Source organism: Streptomyces sp. NPDC049541 (genome assembly GCF_044465725.1).
GTDB lineage: Bacteria > Actinomycetota > Actinomycetes > Streptomycetales > Streptomycetaceae > Streptomyces.
This window is the reverse complement of record NZ_JBITLY010000002.1, coordinates 576,580-592,052: the sequence shown is the minus strand read 5'-3', so window position 1 is coordinate 592,052 and position 15,473 is coordinate 576,580. Positions and strand designations below refer to the sequence as shown.

At 71.9% G+C, this 15,473-nt stretch carries 14 protein-coding genes and 2 pseudogenes; 10 read left to right on the top strand and 6 right to left on the bottom strand.

The window, feature by feature from the left end; genetic code table 11:
* Window positions 1-17: 17 nt before the first annotated feature.
* A complete protein-coding gene (locus ACIBW9_RS09815) occupies window positions 18-1,262 on the top strand; it encodes an MFS transporter (RefSeq protein ID WP_398953068.1) in 1,245 nt (414 codons plus the stop codon).
* Window positions 1,263-1,311: 49 nt separating this feature from the next.
* Here the strand turns inward: ACIBW9_RS09815 and ACIBW9_RS09810 are convergent.
* A pseudogene (locus tag ACIBW9_RS09810) lies at window positions 1,312-2,369 on the bottom strand (alpha-hydroxy acid oxidase).
* Between the two features lie 167 nt (window positions 2,370-2,536).
* Here ACIBW9_RS09810 and ACIBW9_RS09805 point away from each other — a divergent pair.
* The 5 genes and pseudogenes from ACIBW9_RS09805 to ACIBW9_RS09785 all read left to right on the top strand — a co-directional run bounded on the left by ACIBW9_RS09805 (window position 2,537) and on the right by ACIBW9_RS09785 (window position 7,108).
* A complete protein-coding gene (locus ACIBW9_RS09805) occupies window positions 2,537-3,727 on the top strand; it encodes an Ig-like domain-containing protein (RefSeq protein ID WP_398953066.1) in 1,191 nt (396 codons plus the stop codon).
* Window positions 3,728-3,818: 91 nt separating this feature from the next.
* Window positions 3,819-4,367 carry a hypothetical protein gene (locus ACIBW9_RS09800; protein WP_398953064.1) on the top strand — a complete coding sequence of 183 codons (549 nt, stop codon included), beginning with the start codon at window positions 3,819-3,821 and terminating at the stop codon, window positions 4,365-4,367.
* Window positions 4,368-4,486: 119 nt separating this feature from the next.
* Window positions 4,487-5,827, top strand: coding sequence for a jacalin-like lectin (locus ACIBW9_RS09795; RefSeq protein WP_398953062.1), 1,341 nt, complete (start codon window positions 4,487-4,489; stop codon window positions 5,825-5,827).
* 124 nt (window positions 5,828-5,951) lie between these two features.
* Window positions 5,952-6,320, top strand: a pseudogene (locus ACIBW9_RS09790) (two-component system response regulator); the annotation flags it as partial.
* 47 nt (window positions 6,321-6,367) lie between these two features.
* Window positions 6,368-7,108, top strand: a complete 741-nt coding sequence (locus ACIBW9_RS09785; protein ID WP_398953061.1) for a maleylpyruvate isomerase family mycothiol-dependent enzyme — start codon at window positions 6,368-6,370, stop codon at window positions 7,106-7,108.
* Here the strand turns inward: ACIBW9_RS09785 and ACIBW9_RS09780 are convergent.
* Window positions 7,095-7,487, bottom strand: a complete 393-nt coding sequence (locus ACIBW9_RS09780; RefSeq protein WP_389073979.1) for a MarR family winged helix-turn-helix transcriptional regulator — start codon at window positions 7,485-7,487, stop codon at window positions 7,095-7,097. The genes ACIBW9_RS09785 and ACIBW9_RS09780 overlap by 14 nt on opposite strands.
* A gap of 86 nt (window positions 7,488-7,573) precedes the next feature.
* Between ACIBW9_RS09780 and ACIBW9_RS09775 the strand changes: the two genes are divergently transcribed.
* Together ACIBW9_RS09775 and ACIBW9_RS09770 are read left to right on the top strand one after the other, a co-directional pair.
* Entirely contained in the window at window positions 7,574-9,058 is a 1,485-nt protein-coding gene (locus ACIBW9_RS09775; RefSeq protein WP_398953058.1) for an MFS transporter, read from the top strand.
* A gap of 74 nt (window positions 9,059-9,132) precedes the next feature.
* Window positions 9,133-9,417 carry a DUF6332 family protein gene (locus ACIBW9_RS09770; RefSeq protein ID WP_398953056.1) on the top strand — a complete coding sequence of 95 codons (285 nt, stop codon included), beginning with the start codon at window positions 9,133-9,135 and terminating at the stop codon, window positions 9,415-9,417.
* Here the strand turns inward: ACIBW9_RS09770 and ACIBW9_RS09765 are convergent.
* The 3 genes from ACIBW9_RS09765 to ACIBW9_RS09755 form a co-directional block, all read right to left on the bottom strand.
* Window positions 9,378-10,043, bottom strand: coding sequence for a response regulator (locus ACIBW9_RS09765; RefSeq protein WP_398953054.1), 666 nt, complete (start codon window positions 10,041-10,043; stop codon window positions 9,378-9,380). The genes ACIBW9_RS09770 and ACIBW9_RS09765 overlap by 40 nt on opposite strands.
* Window positions 10,040-11,284 (bottom strand): sensor histidine kinase, encoded by a 1,245-nt coding sequence (locus ACIBW9_RS09760; RefSeq protein ID WP_398953053.1) that lies wholly within the window; start codon window positions 11,282-11,284, stop codon window positions 10,040-10,042. The genes ACIBW9_RS09765 and ACIBW9_RS09760 overlap by 4 nt, the downstream gene beginning before the upstream one ends.
* Window positions 11,285-11,377: 93 nt before the next feature.
* The gene (locus ACIBW9_RS09755; protein ID WP_398953051.1) at window positions 11,378-12,064 is read right to left on the bottom strand and encodes a TetR/AcrR family transcriptional regulator; all 687 of its coding nucleotides are present in this window, start codon (window positions 12,062-12,064) and stop codon (window positions 11,378-11,380) included.
* Between the two features lie 170 nt (window positions 12,065-12,234).
* Here ACIBW9_RS09755 and ACIBW9_RS09750 point away from each other — a divergent pair, with 170 nt between their 5' ends.
* A complete protein-coding gene (locus ACIBW9_RS09750; protein WP_398953049.1) occupies window positions 12,235-12,684 on the top strand; it encodes a nitroreductase family deazaflavin-dependent oxidoreductase in 450 nt (149 codons plus the stop codon).
* Here the strand turns inward: ACIBW9_RS09750 and ACIBW9_RS09745 are convergent.
* Window positions 12,674-13,909: a geranylgeranyl reductase family protein gene (locus tag ACIBW9_RS09745; RefSeq protein WP_398953047.1), complete on the bottom strand. Its 1,236-nt coding sequence runs from the start codon at window positions 13,907-13,909 to the stop codon at window positions 12,674-12,676. The two genes, ACIBW9_RS09750 and ACIBW9_RS09745, sit on opposite strands and share 11 nt — an antisense overlap.
* 132 nt (window positions 13,910-14,041) lie before the next feature.
* Between ACIBW9_RS09745 and ACIBW9_RS09740 the strand changes: the two genes are divergently transcribed.
* Window positions 14,042-15,397 carry a dipeptidase gene (locus ACIBW9_RS09740; RefSeq protein WP_398953045.1) on the top strand — a complete coding sequence of 452 codons (1,356 nt, stop codon included), beginning with the start codon at window positions 14,042-14,044 and terminating at the stop codon, window positions 15,395-15,397.
* Window positions 15,398-15,473: the final 76 nt, after the last annotated feature.

The following is a 15,473-nucleotide window of genomic DNA, read 5'->3' as shown; positions in this document are numbered from 1 at the left end:
CCCGAACGCACAACGTCGTGCCGGGCAGCAACCACACCGACCTCACCCGGCTCCGCATCGCCCTCACCGTCTTCTTCGCCCTCGACGGCTTCATCTTCGCCGGCTGGGTCGTGCGCATCCCCGCGATCAAGGAACAGACCGGCGCCTCCGCCAGCGCCCTCGGGCTCGCCCTGCTCGGTGTCTCCGCAGGCGCCGTGATCACGATGATGCTCACCGGACGCCTGTGCCGCCGCTACGGCAGCCACGCCGTCACCGTGGTCTGCGGCATCTTGCTCTCCTTGAGTGTCGCCCTGCCACCGCTGACCCACTCGGCCGTCGCGCTCGGCGCCGTTCTCCTCGTCTTCGGCGCCGCCTACGGCGGGATCAACGTCGCCTTCAACAGCGCGGCCGTCGACCTCGTCGCCGCCCTGCGGCGGCCGATCATGCCGAGCTTCCACGCCGCGTTCAGCCTGGGCGGCATGCTCGGCGCGGGACTCGGCGGTCTGGTCGCCGGGCATCTCTCCCCCACCCGGCATCTCCTCGGCCTGACCTTCATCGGGCTTGGCGTGACGGCCGTGGCGGGACGCTCCCTGCTGCGCCGGCAGCCACCGAAGCCGCCCGAGCCCGCAGGCGACCCCGGACAGAACGGTCCGCGCCGCCTCGACGCCCGTCGCCGCGGGCTGGTCGCCGTCTTCGGCCTCATCGCCCTGTGCACCGCATACGGCGAGGGGGCCATGGCCGACTGGGGCGCACTGCACCTCGAACAGGACCTGGGAGCCTCCGCGGGAGCCGCGGCACTGGGGTACTCCTGCTTCGCGCTCGCCATGACCCTCGGCCGGCTGACGGGAACGACCCTGCTCGAACGTCTCGGCCGCACCCGCACCGTGATCGCGGGCGGCACCACCGCCGCGCTCGGCATGCTGGCCGGCTCCCTGGCGCCCTCCCTGTGGGCGGCGCTGATCGGCTTCGCCGTCACGGGACTCGGTCTCGCCAATCTCTTCCCGGTCGCCGTCGAACGCGCCGGGACGCTCGCAGGCCCCAGCGGCGTCGCGACCGCCTCCACCCTCGGCTACGGCGGCATGCTCCTCGGCCCGCCCGCGATCGGTTTCATGGCCGACTGGTTCTCCCTTCCCACCGCCCTCACCAGCGTCGCACTGCTGGCGGCGGTCGCCGCGCTCATCGGGCTCGTCCTGAGTTTTCCCGGAGGACCGCCCCCGGACCCCATCAGAAAGGCAGGCCGGCGGGGGTCACCGGCGCGGACATCGCGCGGCAAGCCTGAGTAACACGCCGTGCGGCCACCGAAGGTCCCGGCCCCAGGCACTCGCCGCTCCCTCAGCTCACAGGTGGAGGCCCGCTCCAGAGCAGATCGCGTGTCACCCGGTCCAGGGACGACATGCCGGTCAGACGCATCGCCTCGGCGAGTTCGCCGGTGAGCTCGCCGAGCAACCGGGCAACTCCGGCCTCCCCGGCGGCCGTCAGCGCCCACAGCACCGGCCGTCCGACGAACACCGCGCGGGCGCCGAGCGCGAGCGCGGCCAGGATGTGCGTGCCCCGGCGCAGCCCGCCGTCGACGTAGACCTCCGTGCCGGTGCCGGCCACCGCGTCGGCGACTTCGGGCAGCGCCCAGGCGGTCGGCACCAGCCCGTCCAGCTGCCGTCCGCCATGGTTGGAGACCAACAGCCCGGAGGCGCCGGCTGCCACGAACTCGCGCGCGTCGTCGCCACGCAGCACGCCTTTGACCACGACCGGGAGTCCCGTCTGCTCGCGCAGCCAGCCGATGACGTCCGGAGTGAGGTCGGGCGCGTGCTCGGCCGCCTCCCGGGCGGGGACGCCGGTGATGTTGCCGTACAGATCCTCCGGTCCGACGAAGTCCGCCACATGGGCTCCGGGTCTGTCGTGCGAGCCGATGACCGGGGTGTCGGCCGTGAGTACGACCGCCCGGGCGCCGGCGGCCTTGGCCCGTTCCAGCACCTCCACGGTCAACGCCGGTCCCGCGCCACGTAGACCTGGACCCACCACGGCGCCTCGCTCGCCGGCAGCGCGGAGAAGGGGACCGCCGTGTTGGAGGTGACCGCCAGCAGCGAGCCTGCACGGGCGACACCGCGCGCGGTGGCCGCTTCCCCCTCCGGGTCGGCGCGGCGCTGCAAGGTGCTCGGCGCGACTAGGACAGGGGTACCGACCGGTGTGCCCAGCACGGTCGTCGAGGTGTCGCAGACGGAGACGTCGCGCAGCACATGGGGCCGCAGTCGCAGCCGGTCCCAAGTGGTGGTCGCCTCGGCCACGCTGAGACCCTGACCGGCACCTCTGCGGAAGTAGCCGTAGATCTCGGGCGGCAGAGCGCGGGCGGCCTGTTCCTCCAGGCCGTCCGTCCAGCGACCGATCTCCGTCACAGCCGACCCCCAGTCGAATCACGGCCCGAGAAGGGCGCAGATGGCGCGCCCACCTTAAGCAGTCACCCGATGGGCCGGTCGGCCGGGTGCCTTCCCGGGGTACCAGGAAAGCGACAAAGCAACGCACCGATCAACGCCAGCCAGCCCTTGGGGAAGGGGAGAGTCCCATGCGACAGCGCATGCCGGCATCGCGGGGCCGCCGGACCGCACCTCCGCTCGCGTTCGCGTCGGCTGCCGCCGTCCTTCTCGCCGCATGCGGCTCGGGCGGCGATGCGGACGGCGGTGACAAGGGGGGACCGCCCGCGATAGTCGTGCAGCCCGACGCCGGCAGTGCGAGGGTGCCGGTCGGGCGGAAGGTGACGGTGCACGCACGGGGCGGATCCCTGATCTCCGTGCAGGTGGGCGCCCCGGGCCCGGGCCGGATCTCCGGCACCTGGTCCGAGGACAGGTCCGTGTGGACCTCGACCACGCCGCTCGCCCCGGGCGCCACCTACACGGTGACGGCGCACGGAAAGGCGGACGGCGGGTCGGCGCTCGACAAGACCGCCACCTTCACCACCGAGACGCCGAAGAACGCCTTCGTCGGCGAGTACCACCCCGACGGGGGGATGACGGTCGGCATCGCCATGCCGGTCTCGATCACCTTCAACAAGCCGATCCGCGACAAGGCGGCCGTCGAGCGGAAGCTCCATGTCACCGCCTCCCCCACGGTCCAGGGCGCCTGGAGCTGGATGAAGGACCGTGACGGCAAGGACCGTATCGACTACCGCCCGGTGAACTACTGGCAGCCGGGCACCCGTGTCACCCTGCGCATGGACCTGGCAGGCGTGAACGCGGGCAACGGGCTCTACGGCACCCAGCAACGCGTCGTCGACTTCCGTGTCGGGGACGCCGTGACGAGCACGGTGAACGTCACCACGAAAACGATGGCGGTGCGGAAGAACGGGAGGACGCTGCGGATCCTGAAGGTCTCCAGCGGCAAGAAGGGCTACGAGACCTGGAACGGCACCATGGTCGTGCTGGGCAAGGTGCCGACCATCCGCATGAACTCCTCGACCGTGCGGATCTTCGGCCCCGAGGCGTACGACCTGGGCGCGGTCAAGTGGGACGTCCAGCTCACCCCGTCCGGCACCTATGTGCACGCGGCACCGTGGAACACGGGCAAGTTCGGCGTGGTCAACGCCAGCCACGGCTGCATCGGCATGAGCACCGGCGACGCGCAGTGGTTCTACGGCCTGGTCCGCCTCGGCGACCCGGTCACGGTCGTCCACTCCGTCGAGACCGTCGCGGCCAACAACGGCTACGGCGACTGGAACGTCCCCTGGGCCACCTGGAAGAAGGGCAGCGCCCTCAACTAGCGCCCGCCGTGAAAAATGACCGCGGTCCGCTGCTGCCTGCCGGATTCCGCGGGATGCTGTCTTCGGTACGAGCGGGTCGGGAGGTGCTGGGATGCGGTGGTGGTCCGGGGCGCGGGTGATCGCCGGGATGGTCGTCCTGGCGGCGTGCGGCACGTCGGCGGGCGGCGGATCCACGGGACCGGCCTCGGCGTCCGGCAGCAACTCGGCACGGCCGTCCCCCACGGCACCGACAGCCACGCCCGCGTCCCCTTCCGGGCCGGGCCCGAGCAGGTCGGCAACGCCGCCCTCGACACCGGCACGCCACTGCGCCGCCGGGCACACGGAGATCAGCGTCGCCCCCGGTGACGCGGTCGAGCGGCGGCTGTGCGTGCGGCCGGGCACGGTGATCTCCCTCGTCCTGCGGCCCCGGACGGACGACAAGCGGTGGAAGGCCGTGAACACTTCCGCACCGGCCCTCGTGCCGGCTTCCGGATGGCGGCTGGACGCCGACGGAACGGCCCACGCCACACTGCGCTGCGCCGGCACCCGCGGCGGCGAGGCCGTGGTCACCGCGCTGGCGAAGGCCCCGGACGTGGCGGGTGCCGCACGCGCCGCCTTCACACTGCGCATCAGCGTGGTGCCGTACACGACGCAGGGATGAGTCCTCAGCGACAACTCCTGTGGAAGAGCGTCCAAACACTCGACAGGCCTGGGGTAACCGGCGGTAACTTCTGTCAGGCTCACGCCGAAACCGCTTTCCCTCCACAGGAGACACACCCCATGCGCAGACTTCTCGCCTGTCTGGCGGCGGCCACCGCCGTCCTCGGCGGGCTCACCGCCGCCGCGCCCTCCGCGACGGCGGCCGACTCGGGCAGCTTCAACGTCCTCAGCTACAACGTGGCCGGTCTGCCAGCGGCCGTCAACAGCGCGCCGACACCGCGCGAGTCCAGCACCACGGCGATCGGTCAGCGGACAGCCCCGTACGACATCGTCCACGTCGAGGAGGACTTCAACTACCACTCCTACCTCTACGCCGCCGACACCACGCACGCCTACCGCACCCCCACCAGCGGCGGCGCGGGCATCGGCAGCGGGCTCAACACGCTGTCGAAGATCCCCTACGACACGGACGACTTCGAGCGCGTCCACTGGAACTCCTGCCAGGTCGACTCCGGTGACTGTCTGACCCCCAAGGGCTTCACCTTCATGCGCGAGCGCCTCGCGGAGGGCGTCTACGTCGACTTCTACAACCTGCACACCAACGCCGGCACCAACGACGGCGACGAGGCCTCCCGCGCCGACAACCTCAACCAGCTCACCGCCTTCATCAACACCCACTCCGCGGGCAACGCCGTCGTGGTCATGGGTGACACCAACACCCGCTACACCCGCTCGGCCGACACCATCGCCGAGTTCGCCGCGGCCAACGGCCTCACCGACGCCTGGGTACAGCTGATACGGGGCGGCACCCCACCCGCCAAGGGCAGCGACGCCCTGGTCTGCGACCAGTCCGGGGCGACCGTGCCCAACACCTGCGAGGTCGTCGACAAGGTCCTCTACCGCAGCAGCAGGCTGGTCTCGCTCAACGCGACGTCGTACAACAACGAGCACGCCAAGTTCCTCACCGACGCCGGGCTGATGCTCTCCGACCACGACCCGATCACCGTCGGCTTCAACTGGTCGCGCAACCCGGCCTACGAGCTCAGCGACCAGTTCGGCGGCCCGCACGGCGACTACTACAACGACATCGACAGCGTGCCCGCCGGCGCCCGCGCCACCACCATCGCGCTGCGCTCCGGCTCCCGGGTCGACCAGCTGAGCCTCACCCTCGCCAACGGCACCACGCTCACGCACGGCGGGACCGGCGGCACCGCGTCCTCCCTCACCCTGGGCAGCGGGGAGTACGTGACCAGCGCCCAGCTCTGCCAGGGCGCCTACAACGGCCACACGCGGATCTTCTACGCCAAGTTCACGACCAACCTGGGCCGCACTCTCGCCGGCGGCACCACGACCTCCGACTGCGTGACCCGCACCGCCCCCTCGGGCCGGCAGATCGCGGGCTTCCACGGACGCGCGGGCGACGAAGTCGACAAGGTCGGCTTCATCTACACCCAGCGGTAGGGCGGCTGACGCCCACTCAGGGGCGGCCGCACGCCGGCCGCCCCTGAGCAGGGGCGCCCCAGGTCCGAGCCGTGTTCAGGCCTGCCCGGTGGGGCGCATGAGGAGCTCACCACGGGGTGGCCCACTGCTCAAGCCCTTCGGCTACGAGGATCAGGCTCCGTCCCGTGCGGTACGCCGCCCAGCGCGGGCGCCTGCTCGGCACGGTCGTCCGCGGTCAGGCCGACTCGACCGGGTGCAGGCCCGCAGCGTTGCCCCCCGTCCCGGCGGCGTCCTGCGCAAGCTCCTGAGCGTGGGGACCGCCCCGCCGATGGAGCGCGCCCTGCGCGACAGCGACGGCACCCCGTCCGCGGCCGAGTGCGCGGCCGCGCCCCGGCATCTCCCGCGTCAGCGCCCGCCGCCACCTGGAGCGCTTCCAGAGCACGGCGACCGCCGACGTCAGCCTGCATTACGGACCGCCGGCCGCCCGGAGCGCCGCTACAGCCGGCGGCCGTAGCCGCGTGCTCTTGCCTTCGACCGCGCTCCATCGGGCACACTCGCCCCATGGAGACAGCCGAGTTCGTGGAGATCGTGGACCGGGAGGGCCGGTTGCTGGTCGCGGCCGCCGAGGAGGCCGGCACCGACGCCAAGGTGCCGACCTGCCCGGACTGGCAGGTGAGGGACCTGCTGCGGCACATCGGGATGGTGCACCGATGGGCGGCCGCCTTCGTCGCCGAGGGACACACCTCCTACCACCCCGACGGCGGGCTGCCCGACCTCGACGGCGACGAACTGCTGGCCTGGTTCCGCGAAGGACACCGGTATCTCGTCGATGCCCTCGCCTCCGCCGCGCCGGACGTGCACTGCTGGCACTTCCTGCCCGCGCCGTCACCCCTCGCGTTCTGGGCCCGGCGGCAGGCGCACGAGACCACCGTGCACCGGATCGACGCGGAGTCGGCAAGGGGCGGAGCGCAGAGCGTGATCGCACCCGGCTTCGCGGCGGACGGCATCGACGAGCTGCTGCGCGGCTTCCACGCCCGCCCCAAGAGCAAGGTCCGCAGCGACGAGCCCCGGGTGCTGCGGGTACGGGCGACGGACACGGACGACGCGGTGTGGACCGTACGGCTGTCCCAGGAGCCGCCGGTGGCCGTGCGGGAGGCAGCAGGAGACGCGGACTGCGAAGTGGCCGGGCCCGCCGCGCAGTTGTATCTGGCGCTGTGGAACCGGCTGCCGTTCCCGGACGTGACGGGGGACAGGGCGGTCGTCGAGCTGTGGCGCGAGAAGTCGGCCGTCACCTGGAGCTGACGTCGCCCGCGAGCATCCGCGTCAGCACCGCACGCTGCACCGGCAGCACCTCACCGTGCAGCGTGCGCCCCTTCGCGGTGAGGGCGACGCGGACACCCCGGCGGTCCTCCGGGCACATGGCGCGCTCGACGAGGCCGTCCTTCTCCAGCCGGGCGATCAGCCGTGACAGGGCGCTCTGGCTGAGATGGACCCGCTCGGAGATCTCCTGCACGCGGTAGTTGCACGAGTCGCCGGACAGCACGTCCAGCACCTCGAAGTCACTGGCACACAGGCCGTGCTGATGCAGTGCGCGGTCGAGTTCGCACTGCGTGCGGGCATGCAGCGCGAGGATGTCCCGCCACTGGTCCACGAGCGCCTGCTCGGCCTTCTTCGCCGCCATGGGCGCACCGTAGCAGAGAAACGAATTCGTTGCATCGGAATTAAATGCATTTGCATTCGATGCATGCGCATGTAGTGTCTGTGTCCATGACCTCTCCGCTCTCCACCCCTGCGGCCCCGTCCTCGGCGGCTCGCTGGACCCCCCGGCTGTGGGGCACCCTCCTGGTGCTCTGCGCCGCGATGTTCCTGGACGCGCTGGATGTGTCGATGGTCGGCGTGGCACTGCCCTCCATCGGCTCCGACCTCGACCTGTCCACCTCGGCACTGCAATGGATCGTCAGCGGCTACATCCTGGGCTACGGCGGTCTGCTGCTGCTCGGCGGACGCACCGCCGACCTGCTCGGCAGGCGCCAGGTCTTCCTGATCGCCCTCGGCGTCTTCGCCCTCGCCTCACTGCTCGGCGGGCTTGTGGACTCCGGCCCGCTGCTGATCGCCAGCCGCTTCATCAAGGGCCTGAGCGCGGCCTTCACCGCGCCCGCCGGGCTGTCCATCATCACCACGACCTTCGCCGAGGGCCCGCTGCGCAACCGGGCCCTGTCCATCTACACCACCTGCGCGGCCACCGGCTTCTCGATGGGTCTGGTGCTCTCCGGCCTGCTCACCGAGGCCAGCTGGCGCCTGACCATGCTGCTGCCCGCGCCCATCGCCCTGATCGCCCTGGTGGCGGGCCTGAAGCTGCTGCCGCGCAGCGAACGCGAGAAGGACCACAACGGCTACGACATCCCCGGCGCCGTCATCGGCACCGCGTCGATGCTGCTGCTCGTCTTCACCGTCGTACAGGCGCCGCAGGTCGGCTGGGCCTCGGCCCGCACACTGCTGTCCTTCCTGACGGTCGCCGCCCTGCTGACCGTGTTCGTGCTCGTGGAGCGGCGCTCAGCCGGTCCGCTGATCCGGCTCGGCGTGCTGCGCTCCGGCAGCCAGATCCGCGCCCAGCTCGGCGCGATGGCCTTCTTCGGGTCCTACGTCGGCTTCCAGTTCCTGGTCACCCTGTACATGCAGTCGCTGCTCGGCTGGTCGGCGCTGCACACGGCGCTCGCCTTCCTGCCGGCCGGCGCGCTGGTGGCGGTGTCCTCGACGAAGGTCGGCTCGATCGTCGACCGGTTCGGCACCCAGCGGCTGATCGCGGCGGGCTTCGCGCTGATGGTCGTCGGATACGCGCTCTTCCTGCGCGTGAACCTCGACCCCGTGTACGCCGCCGTCATCCTGCCGTCGATGCTGCTGATCGGGGCGGCCTGCGCGCTGGTCTTCCCCTCGCTCAACATCCAGGCCACCAACGGCGTCCAGGACCACGAGCAGGGCATGGTCTCCGGGCTGCTGAACACCTCGGTGCAGGTGGGCGGCGCGATCTTCCTGGCCGTGGTGACCGCGGTGGTGACCGCCGGGGCCCCCGAACACGCCACCCCGCAGGCCGTGCTGGACAGCTACCGGCCCGGACTGGTGGTGGTGACGGGCATCGCCGTCGCCGGCCTGCTGATCACCCTCACGGGCCTGCGCACGCGCCGTACCCAGCCCTCCGTCGTGGTCGCCAAGTCCACCTCCCTGGAGGCGGAGCGCGTACCCGTACGCGACTAGGGGGGACGCCTCCCCCGTGTGCGCCCGGCGGGGCCTGCTTGCCCCGCCGGGCGCATCGCCATGAGACTGGACGCATGGACGGATACGGGGGCCGGCGTCACAAGGCCGAGCAGGATGCGATCACCGTCGAGATCGGTTACGCGCTGGTCAGTGCGGTGTTCGCGGCCGCCGTGGTCTTCGGGGCCGTCGCGGGTCCGGCGTTGCTCTTCGACCTGCCGGACCTGTTGTCCAGGCTGCTGCTGCGGGTCGGCCTGACGCTCGCTCCCCTCGTGTTCGTGGTCCGGGTCGTGAGCGTCGTGGTGCGCTTCCGGCGGGGCGCTCAGCCCAGCCAGCCGGGCCGTACCAGCCCCGACTCGTAGGCCAGGACGACCAGTTGGGCCCGGTCCCGGGCGCCCAGCTTGACCATGGTGCGGCTGACGTGGGTCTTCGCGGTCAGGGGGCTGACGACCAGACGGCGGGCGATCTCCTCGTTGGACAGGCCGATGCCGACCAGGGCCATCACCTCCCGTTCCCGCTCGGTGAGTTCGGCGAGGGTGCCGGCGGCCGCGGGTTCCTTGGAGCGGGCCGCGAACTCGGCGATCAGCCGGCGGGTCACACCGGGTGAGAGCAGGGCGTCGCCCTCGACCACCGCCCTCACGGCGCGCAGGAGTTCCTCCGGTTCGGTGTCCTTGACGAGGAAGCCGGAGGCGCCCGAGCGGATCGCCTCGAAGACGTACTCGTCGAGCTCGAAGGTGGTGAGCATGACCACCTTGACGCCCTGCAGGGCTTCGTCGCCGGTGATCCGGCGGGTCGCCGCCAGACCGTCCAGCAGCGGCATGCGGATGTCCATCAGGACGACGTCCGGGCGCAGTTCGCGCACCTTGCGCAGTGCCTCCTCGCCGTCGGCGGCCTCCCCGGCGACCTCGATGTCCGGCTGCGCGTCGAGCAGCGCCTTGAAGCCGGCCCGCACCAGTGACTGGTCGTCGGCGAGCAGTACGCGGATCACCGGTCGTCCTCCTCCGTCGACTTCGCCTTGACCTTGAGCGGCAGTACGGCGAGCACCCGGAAGCCGCCGTCCGGGCGTGGGCCCGCCTCGATCGTGCCACCCAGCGCCGCGGCACGCTCCCGCATTCCGGCCAGACCGTTGCCGCTGCCGCCCGCGTCGGCGCCGGTCGCGGGCCCGTCGTCGTCGATGCGCAGCCGTAGGGTCCGCTCGTCGTGGTCGACGTGCACGCGCGCGTGGCGTGAGCCCGAATGCCGTACGACGTTGGTGAGGGCCTCCTGGACGATGCGGAAGGCGGCGAGGTCGGTGCCGGGCGGGAGAAGGGGAGGTTCCCCTTGGACGTCGACCGTGAGGCCTGCGCTCGCCGCCTGTTCCACCAGCTCGGGCAGCCGGTCGAGGCCGGGTGCCGGAGCGCGCGGGGCCTCTCCCGGTGTGCGGAGCGTGTCGAGGACCTGGCGGACCTCGCCGAGCGCCTCCTTGCTGGCGGCCTTGATGGTGGTGAGCGCGGTGCGCGCCTGTTCGGGGTCGGTGTCGAGGAGGGCGAGGCCGACACCCGCCTGGACGTTGATCACCGAGATGCTGTGGGCGAGGACGTCATGGAGCTCCCGGGCGATCCGCAGCCGCTCCTCGTCGGCCCGCCGCCGGGCCGCCTGCGCCCGCTCGGCCCGCTCTCTGGCCCACTGCTCGCGCCGGATCCGGGCCAGCTCCGCCACCGCCACGATCGCCGCCACCCACGCGGCGATCACGGCCTCCTGCGCCCAGGGGGCCGCCGAGTCGTGCGAGGGCGGCAGCCAGCGGTAGAGCCAGTGGGCCACCAGCATGTGCCCGGCCCACAGCATCGCCACCGCGCCCCAGGCGGCCCGCCGATGCCCCGAGACGATCGCGCTGAAGCAGGCGACGATCACGGTGAAGAAGACCGGCCCGTAGGCGTATCCGGTCCCCAGGTAGACCATCGCGGCGGCCGCCGTGCCGTACACGACGAGCACCGGACGGCGCCGCCGCCACAGCAGCAGCCCCGACCCCACCAGCAGCAGCACGCTCGCGAAGACGTCGAGGGCGGCCCGCTCGCCCTCCTGCTGGTGCGCCGCGTAGTGGGAGCCGGCGAGCACGAAGGCGGTGAGCAGGACGGTGGACAGCCACGGCCAGCGGTCCTGATGGCGCTCCTCGCCCCAGCGGTTCAGCCACGGCGGCCCGTGCCGCCACCACTGGGGCGGCCCGCCGCCGTGCCTATGCTGCTCGTCCATGACGGCCACGCTAGACGTGAGCGGGCACGCGGGGCGTCCGCCGGGCGTGGTGATCAGCGGTACTCCCCGGGAAGTATGCCCTCCCGCCTGCGCTCATCTCAGCCCGACGCCGAGGGCGAGCTGCCCGGCGGCATGCCGGAAGAACGCTGCCCGGTCCTCCACGACCCGGTGGAACTGGCCGAACAGCTCGAAGCCGATCAGCCCGAAGAGCTGGGCCCAGGCCGCGACGAGGGCCGGGGCGACGGCGGGCGGCAGGTCGGAGGCGAAGTCGGCCGCCATGCGCTCGGCCTCGGGATGCAGTTCGCCGGGGAGGGTGGGCAGGGCCAGGCCGGGGCCCAGCCGGGCGTCGCGGACGATGCCGATCAGGACGAGACCGACACGGGCGGCGGCCGGGATCGTGGTGTCGGGGGCCGTGTAGCCGGGGACCGGCGAGCCGTAGATCAGTGCGTACTCGTGGGGGTGCGCGAGGGCCCACTCCCGTACGGCCTCGCACACAGTGGTCCAGCGCTGCACGGGTCCGGCGTCGGCGGCGGCGGTGTCCGCCGCCTCGGCCGCCTCACCCACGGAGTCGTACGCGTCGATGATGAGGGCGGTCAGCAGGTCGTCGCGGCTCGGGAAGTAGCGGTAGAGCGCGGAGGAGGCCATGCCCAGCTCACGCGCCACGGCACGCAGCGAGAGCTTGGCTGCGCCCTCGGCCGCGAGCTGTCTGCGCGCCTCCTCCTTGATGGCGGCGGTGACCTCGATCCTGGCCCGGGCGCGGGCGCCGTGTGCGGTGCTCATGGGGAGCAGTCTCCCATGGAACGAGAGCAGTGCACACAACCGAGAGCAGCGAACAAAAAAGAGAGCACCGCTCTTGCTTTGGCCCGCCGATCCGATGCAGACTGTTCATCGAGCGAGAGCAGTGCTCACAAAAGCGAGCAGCGATCTCTCCGATACCGATGGGGGTCCTCATGTCCACACACGTCAAGAAGCCCGGCTGGTTCACCGTCAATGTCTTCAACCGCGCCGTGGCGTGGATGACCCGCCGCGGCATCAGCGTCTGGGGCTCACGAGTCCTGGCGGTCCGTGGGCGCAAGAGCGGCGAGTGGCGCACCACCCCCGTGAACCTGCTGACGGTGGACGGGCAGCAGTATCTGCTCGCCCCCCGCGGTCACGTCCAGTGGACGCACAACATGCGGGCGGCGGGCGGTGGCGAGCTGCGCCTCGGCAAGAACGTGGACGTGTTCACCGCGACCGAGGTCGCCGACGACGACAAGGTCCCGCTGCTGCGCGCCTACCTCAAGCGCTGGAAGGCCGAGGTCGGAGTCTTCTTCAACGGGATCGGCCCCGACTCCCCCGACGCCGATCTGCGCCGTATCGCCCCGGACCACCCGGTCTTCCTGATCACGGTCAGGAGCTGACCTCGCCGTCGACCACCGGGCGCCGGTCGAGCGCGGTCAGCGCGCGCTGGGCCATCGGATGGGTGCGCACGATCTCGGCGAGGGACGTCGAGCCGCGCGTGATGTCCCGGAACGCGTTCCACGCGGGCCTGAACCCGGTCAGCGCCGCGTGGAACAGGCCGGGCCGACGCTCGAACGCCGTCATCAGACGCTTGCCGACGCTCATCTCGATGCCGAGTCCCGCCTTGATCGCGAACGCGTAGTTCAGGGCCTGGCGCCGGGTGTCCACCGCGTCGTGGGCCTCGGCGATCCGCACCGCCCACTCCCCCGCGAGCCGCCCCGAGCGCAGCGCGAACGAGATGCCCTCGCGGGTCCACGGCTCCAGCAGCCCCGCCGCGTCCCCGCACACCAGCACCCGCCCGCGGGAGAGCGGCGAGTCGTCGGCCCGGCACCGGGTCAGGTGGCCGGAGGAGATGCTCGGTTCGAACCCGGCGAGACCGAGCCGTCCGACGAACTCCTCCAAGTACCGCTTGGTGGCGGCTCCTTCACCGCGCGCCGAGATCACTCCGACGGTGAGCGTGTCGCCCTTGGGGAACACCCATCCGTAACTGCCGGGCATCGGGCCCCAGTCGATGAGCACCCGTCCCCTCCAGTCCTCGGCGACGGTCTCCGGCACCGGGATCTCCGCCTCCAGGCCCAGATCCACCTGGTCCAGCTTCACCCCGACGTGCGCCCCTATCCGGCTGGCGCTGCCGTCCGCGCCCACCACGGCCCGCGCGAACAGCGTCTCGCCGCCCTGCAGGAACACCGCGACGGTACGCCGGTCCGGCACCGCCGAGCCGTGCTGCTCCACGCGCTGCACGGTGACGCCGGTGCGCAGCTCGGCGCCGGCCTTCTGCGCGTGCTCGACGAGCTGCTGGTCGAACTCGGGCCGGTTGATCAGGCCGAACAGCATCTGCTTGGAGCGCCGGGTGCGGGTGAAGCGCCCGTTGCTCGAGAACGTCACCGCGTGCACCCGGTCCCGGAAGGGCAGCTCGAAGCCGGGCGGCAGAGCGTCGCGCGAGGGGCCGATGATCCCGCCGCCGCAGGTCTTGTAGCGGGGCAGCTCCGCCTTCTCCAGCAGCAGGACGCGGCGTCCCGCGACCGCCGCCGCGTAGGCGGCCGAGGCCCCCGCGGGTCCCGCGCCCACCACGACGACATCCCATACCCGCTGCACGTCGTCCGCCGAAGAGTTCTCGCTGCTCACGATGGTCTACTGCTCCCGATCAAGCCGCTGCCGCACCTGTCCCCCGCATCCTACGGCGGACATCACCGCAGGCCGCTGTGGGAGGATCCCGATATCCACACGTACAACGTCGCACCCACAAGGAGCGTGCCCATGTCGTCGAATCCGGTCGCCGAGACCGTCGCCTCGCTGATACCGAGGGCGCAGGCGGAGCTCGCCGAACTGGTGGCGTTCAAGTCGGTTGCGGACTTCGACCAGTTCCCCAGGAGCGAGAGCGAGGGCGCCGCGAACTGGATCGCCGACGCCCTGACCGCCGAGGGGTTCCAGGACGTCGCCCTCCTCGACACCCCCGACGGCACGCAGTCCGTGTACGGCTACCTGCCCGGCCCCGAGGGCGCCAGGACCGTCCTGCTCTACGCCCACTACGACGTCCAGCCGCCGCTGGACGAGGCCGCCTGGACCACCCCGCCCTTCGAGCTGACCGAGCGCGACGGCCGCTGGTACGGGCGCGGCGCCGCCGACTGCAAGGGCGGCGTGATCATGCACCTGCTCGCGCTGCGCGCCCTGAAGGCCAACGGCGGCGTGCCGGTGCACATCAAGGTGATCGCCGAGGGCTCGGAGGAGATGGGCACGGGCGGTCTGGAGCGGTACGCCGAGGCACACCCCGACCTGCTGGCCGCCGACACCATCATCATCGGCGACGCGGGCAACTTCCGGGCGGGCCTGCCGACGGTCACCGCCACGCTGCGCGGCATGACCCTGGTCCGCATCCAGATCGACACCCTCCGCGGCAACCTCCACTCCGGCCAGTTCGGCGGCGCCGCCCCCGACGCCCTGGCCGCACTGATCCGCGTACTGGACTCGCTGCGCGCGGAGGACGGTTCGACCACCGTCGACGGGCTCACCCCCCAAACCCGCTGGGAGGGCCTGCAGTACGACGAGGAGCAGTTCCGCCAGGACGCCAAGGTGCTGGACGGCGTGCAGCTGATCGGCTCCGGCTCGGTCGCCGACCGCATCTGGGCGCGCCCGGCGGTCACGGTCCTCGGCATCGACTGCCCGCCGGTCGTCGGCGCCACCCCGTCGGTGCAGGCGGGCGCCCGCGCCCTGGTCAGCCTGCGGGTGCCGCCGGGCGTCGACGCGGCCGAGGCCACCAAGCTGCTGCAGGCCCACCTGGAGGCCCACACCCCGTGGGGCGCCCGGGTGCGCACCGAACAGGTCGGCCAGGGCCAGCCGTTCAGCGCCGACACCACCAGCCCGGCGTACACGGCGATGGCCGAGGCGATGGCGGTCGCCTACCCCGGCCAGGAGATGCAGTACGCCGGCCAGGGCGGGTCGATCCCGCTGTGCAACACCCTCGCCGCCCTCTACCCGCAGGCGGAGATCCTCCTGATCGGCCTGAGCGAGCCGGAGGCCCAGATCCACGCGGTGAACGAGAGCGTCTCGCCCGAGGAGCTGGAACGGCTGTCGGTGGCGGAGGCCCTGTTCCTGCAGAACTACGCGGCGAACTGACGGCTCTGCGACGCGGAAAGGGCCCCGGCGGGGGCCCTTTCCGTGTCCGTGCAGCCGCCGTGGCCGCCCGGTCGTA

Excerpts from the sequence above, each read along its gene's own strand:
- ACIBW9_RS09805 (WP_398953066.1), top strand. The coding sequence starts at position 2,537 with ATGCGACAGCGCATGCCGGCATCGCGGGGCCGCCGGACCGCACCTCCG.
- ACIBW9_RS09800 (WP_398953064.1), top strand. The coding sequence starts at position 3,819 with ATGCGGTGGTGGTCCGGGGCGCGGGTGATCGCCGGGATGGTCGTCCTG.
- ACIBW9_RS09795 (WP_398953062.1), top strand. The coding sequence starts at position 4,487 with ATGCGCAGACTTCTCGCCTGTCTGGCGGCGGCCACCGCCGTCCTCGGC.
- ACIBW9_RS09785 (WP_398953061.1), top strand. The coding sequence starts at position 6,368 with ATGGAGACAGCCGAGTTCGTGGAGATCGTGGACCGGGAGGGCCGGTTG.
- ACIBW9_RS09780 (WP_389073979.1), bottom strand. The coding sequence starts at position 7,487 with ATGGCGGCGAAGAAGGCCGAGCAGGCGCTCGTGGACCAGTGGCGGGAC.
- ACIBW9_RS09775 (WP_398953058.1), top strand. The coding sequence starts at position 7,574 with ATGACCTCTCCGCTCTCCACCCCTGCGGCCCCGTCCTCGGCGGCTCGC.
- ACIBW9_RS09770 (WP_398953056.1), top strand. The coding sequence starts at position 9,133 with ATGGACGGATACGGGGGCCGGCGTCACAAGGCCGAGCAGGATGCGATC.
- ACIBW9_RS09760 (WP_398953053.1), bottom strand. The coding sequence starts at position 11,284 with ATGGACGAGCAGCATAGGCACGGCGGCGGGCCGCCCCAGTGGTGGCGG.
- ACIBW9_RS09755 (WP_398953051.1), bottom strand. The coding sequence starts at position 12,064 with ATGAGCACCGCACACGGCGCCCGCGCCCGGGCCAGGATCGAGGTCACC.
- ACIBW9_RS09750 (WP_398953049.1), top strand. The coding sequence starts at position 12,235 with ATGTCCACACACGTCAAGAAGCCCGGCTGGTTCACCGTCAATGTCTTC.
- ACIBW9_RS09740 (WP_398953045.1), top strand. The coding sequence starts at position 14,042 with ATGTCGTCGAATCCGGTCGCCGAGACCGTCGCCTCGCTGATACCGAGG.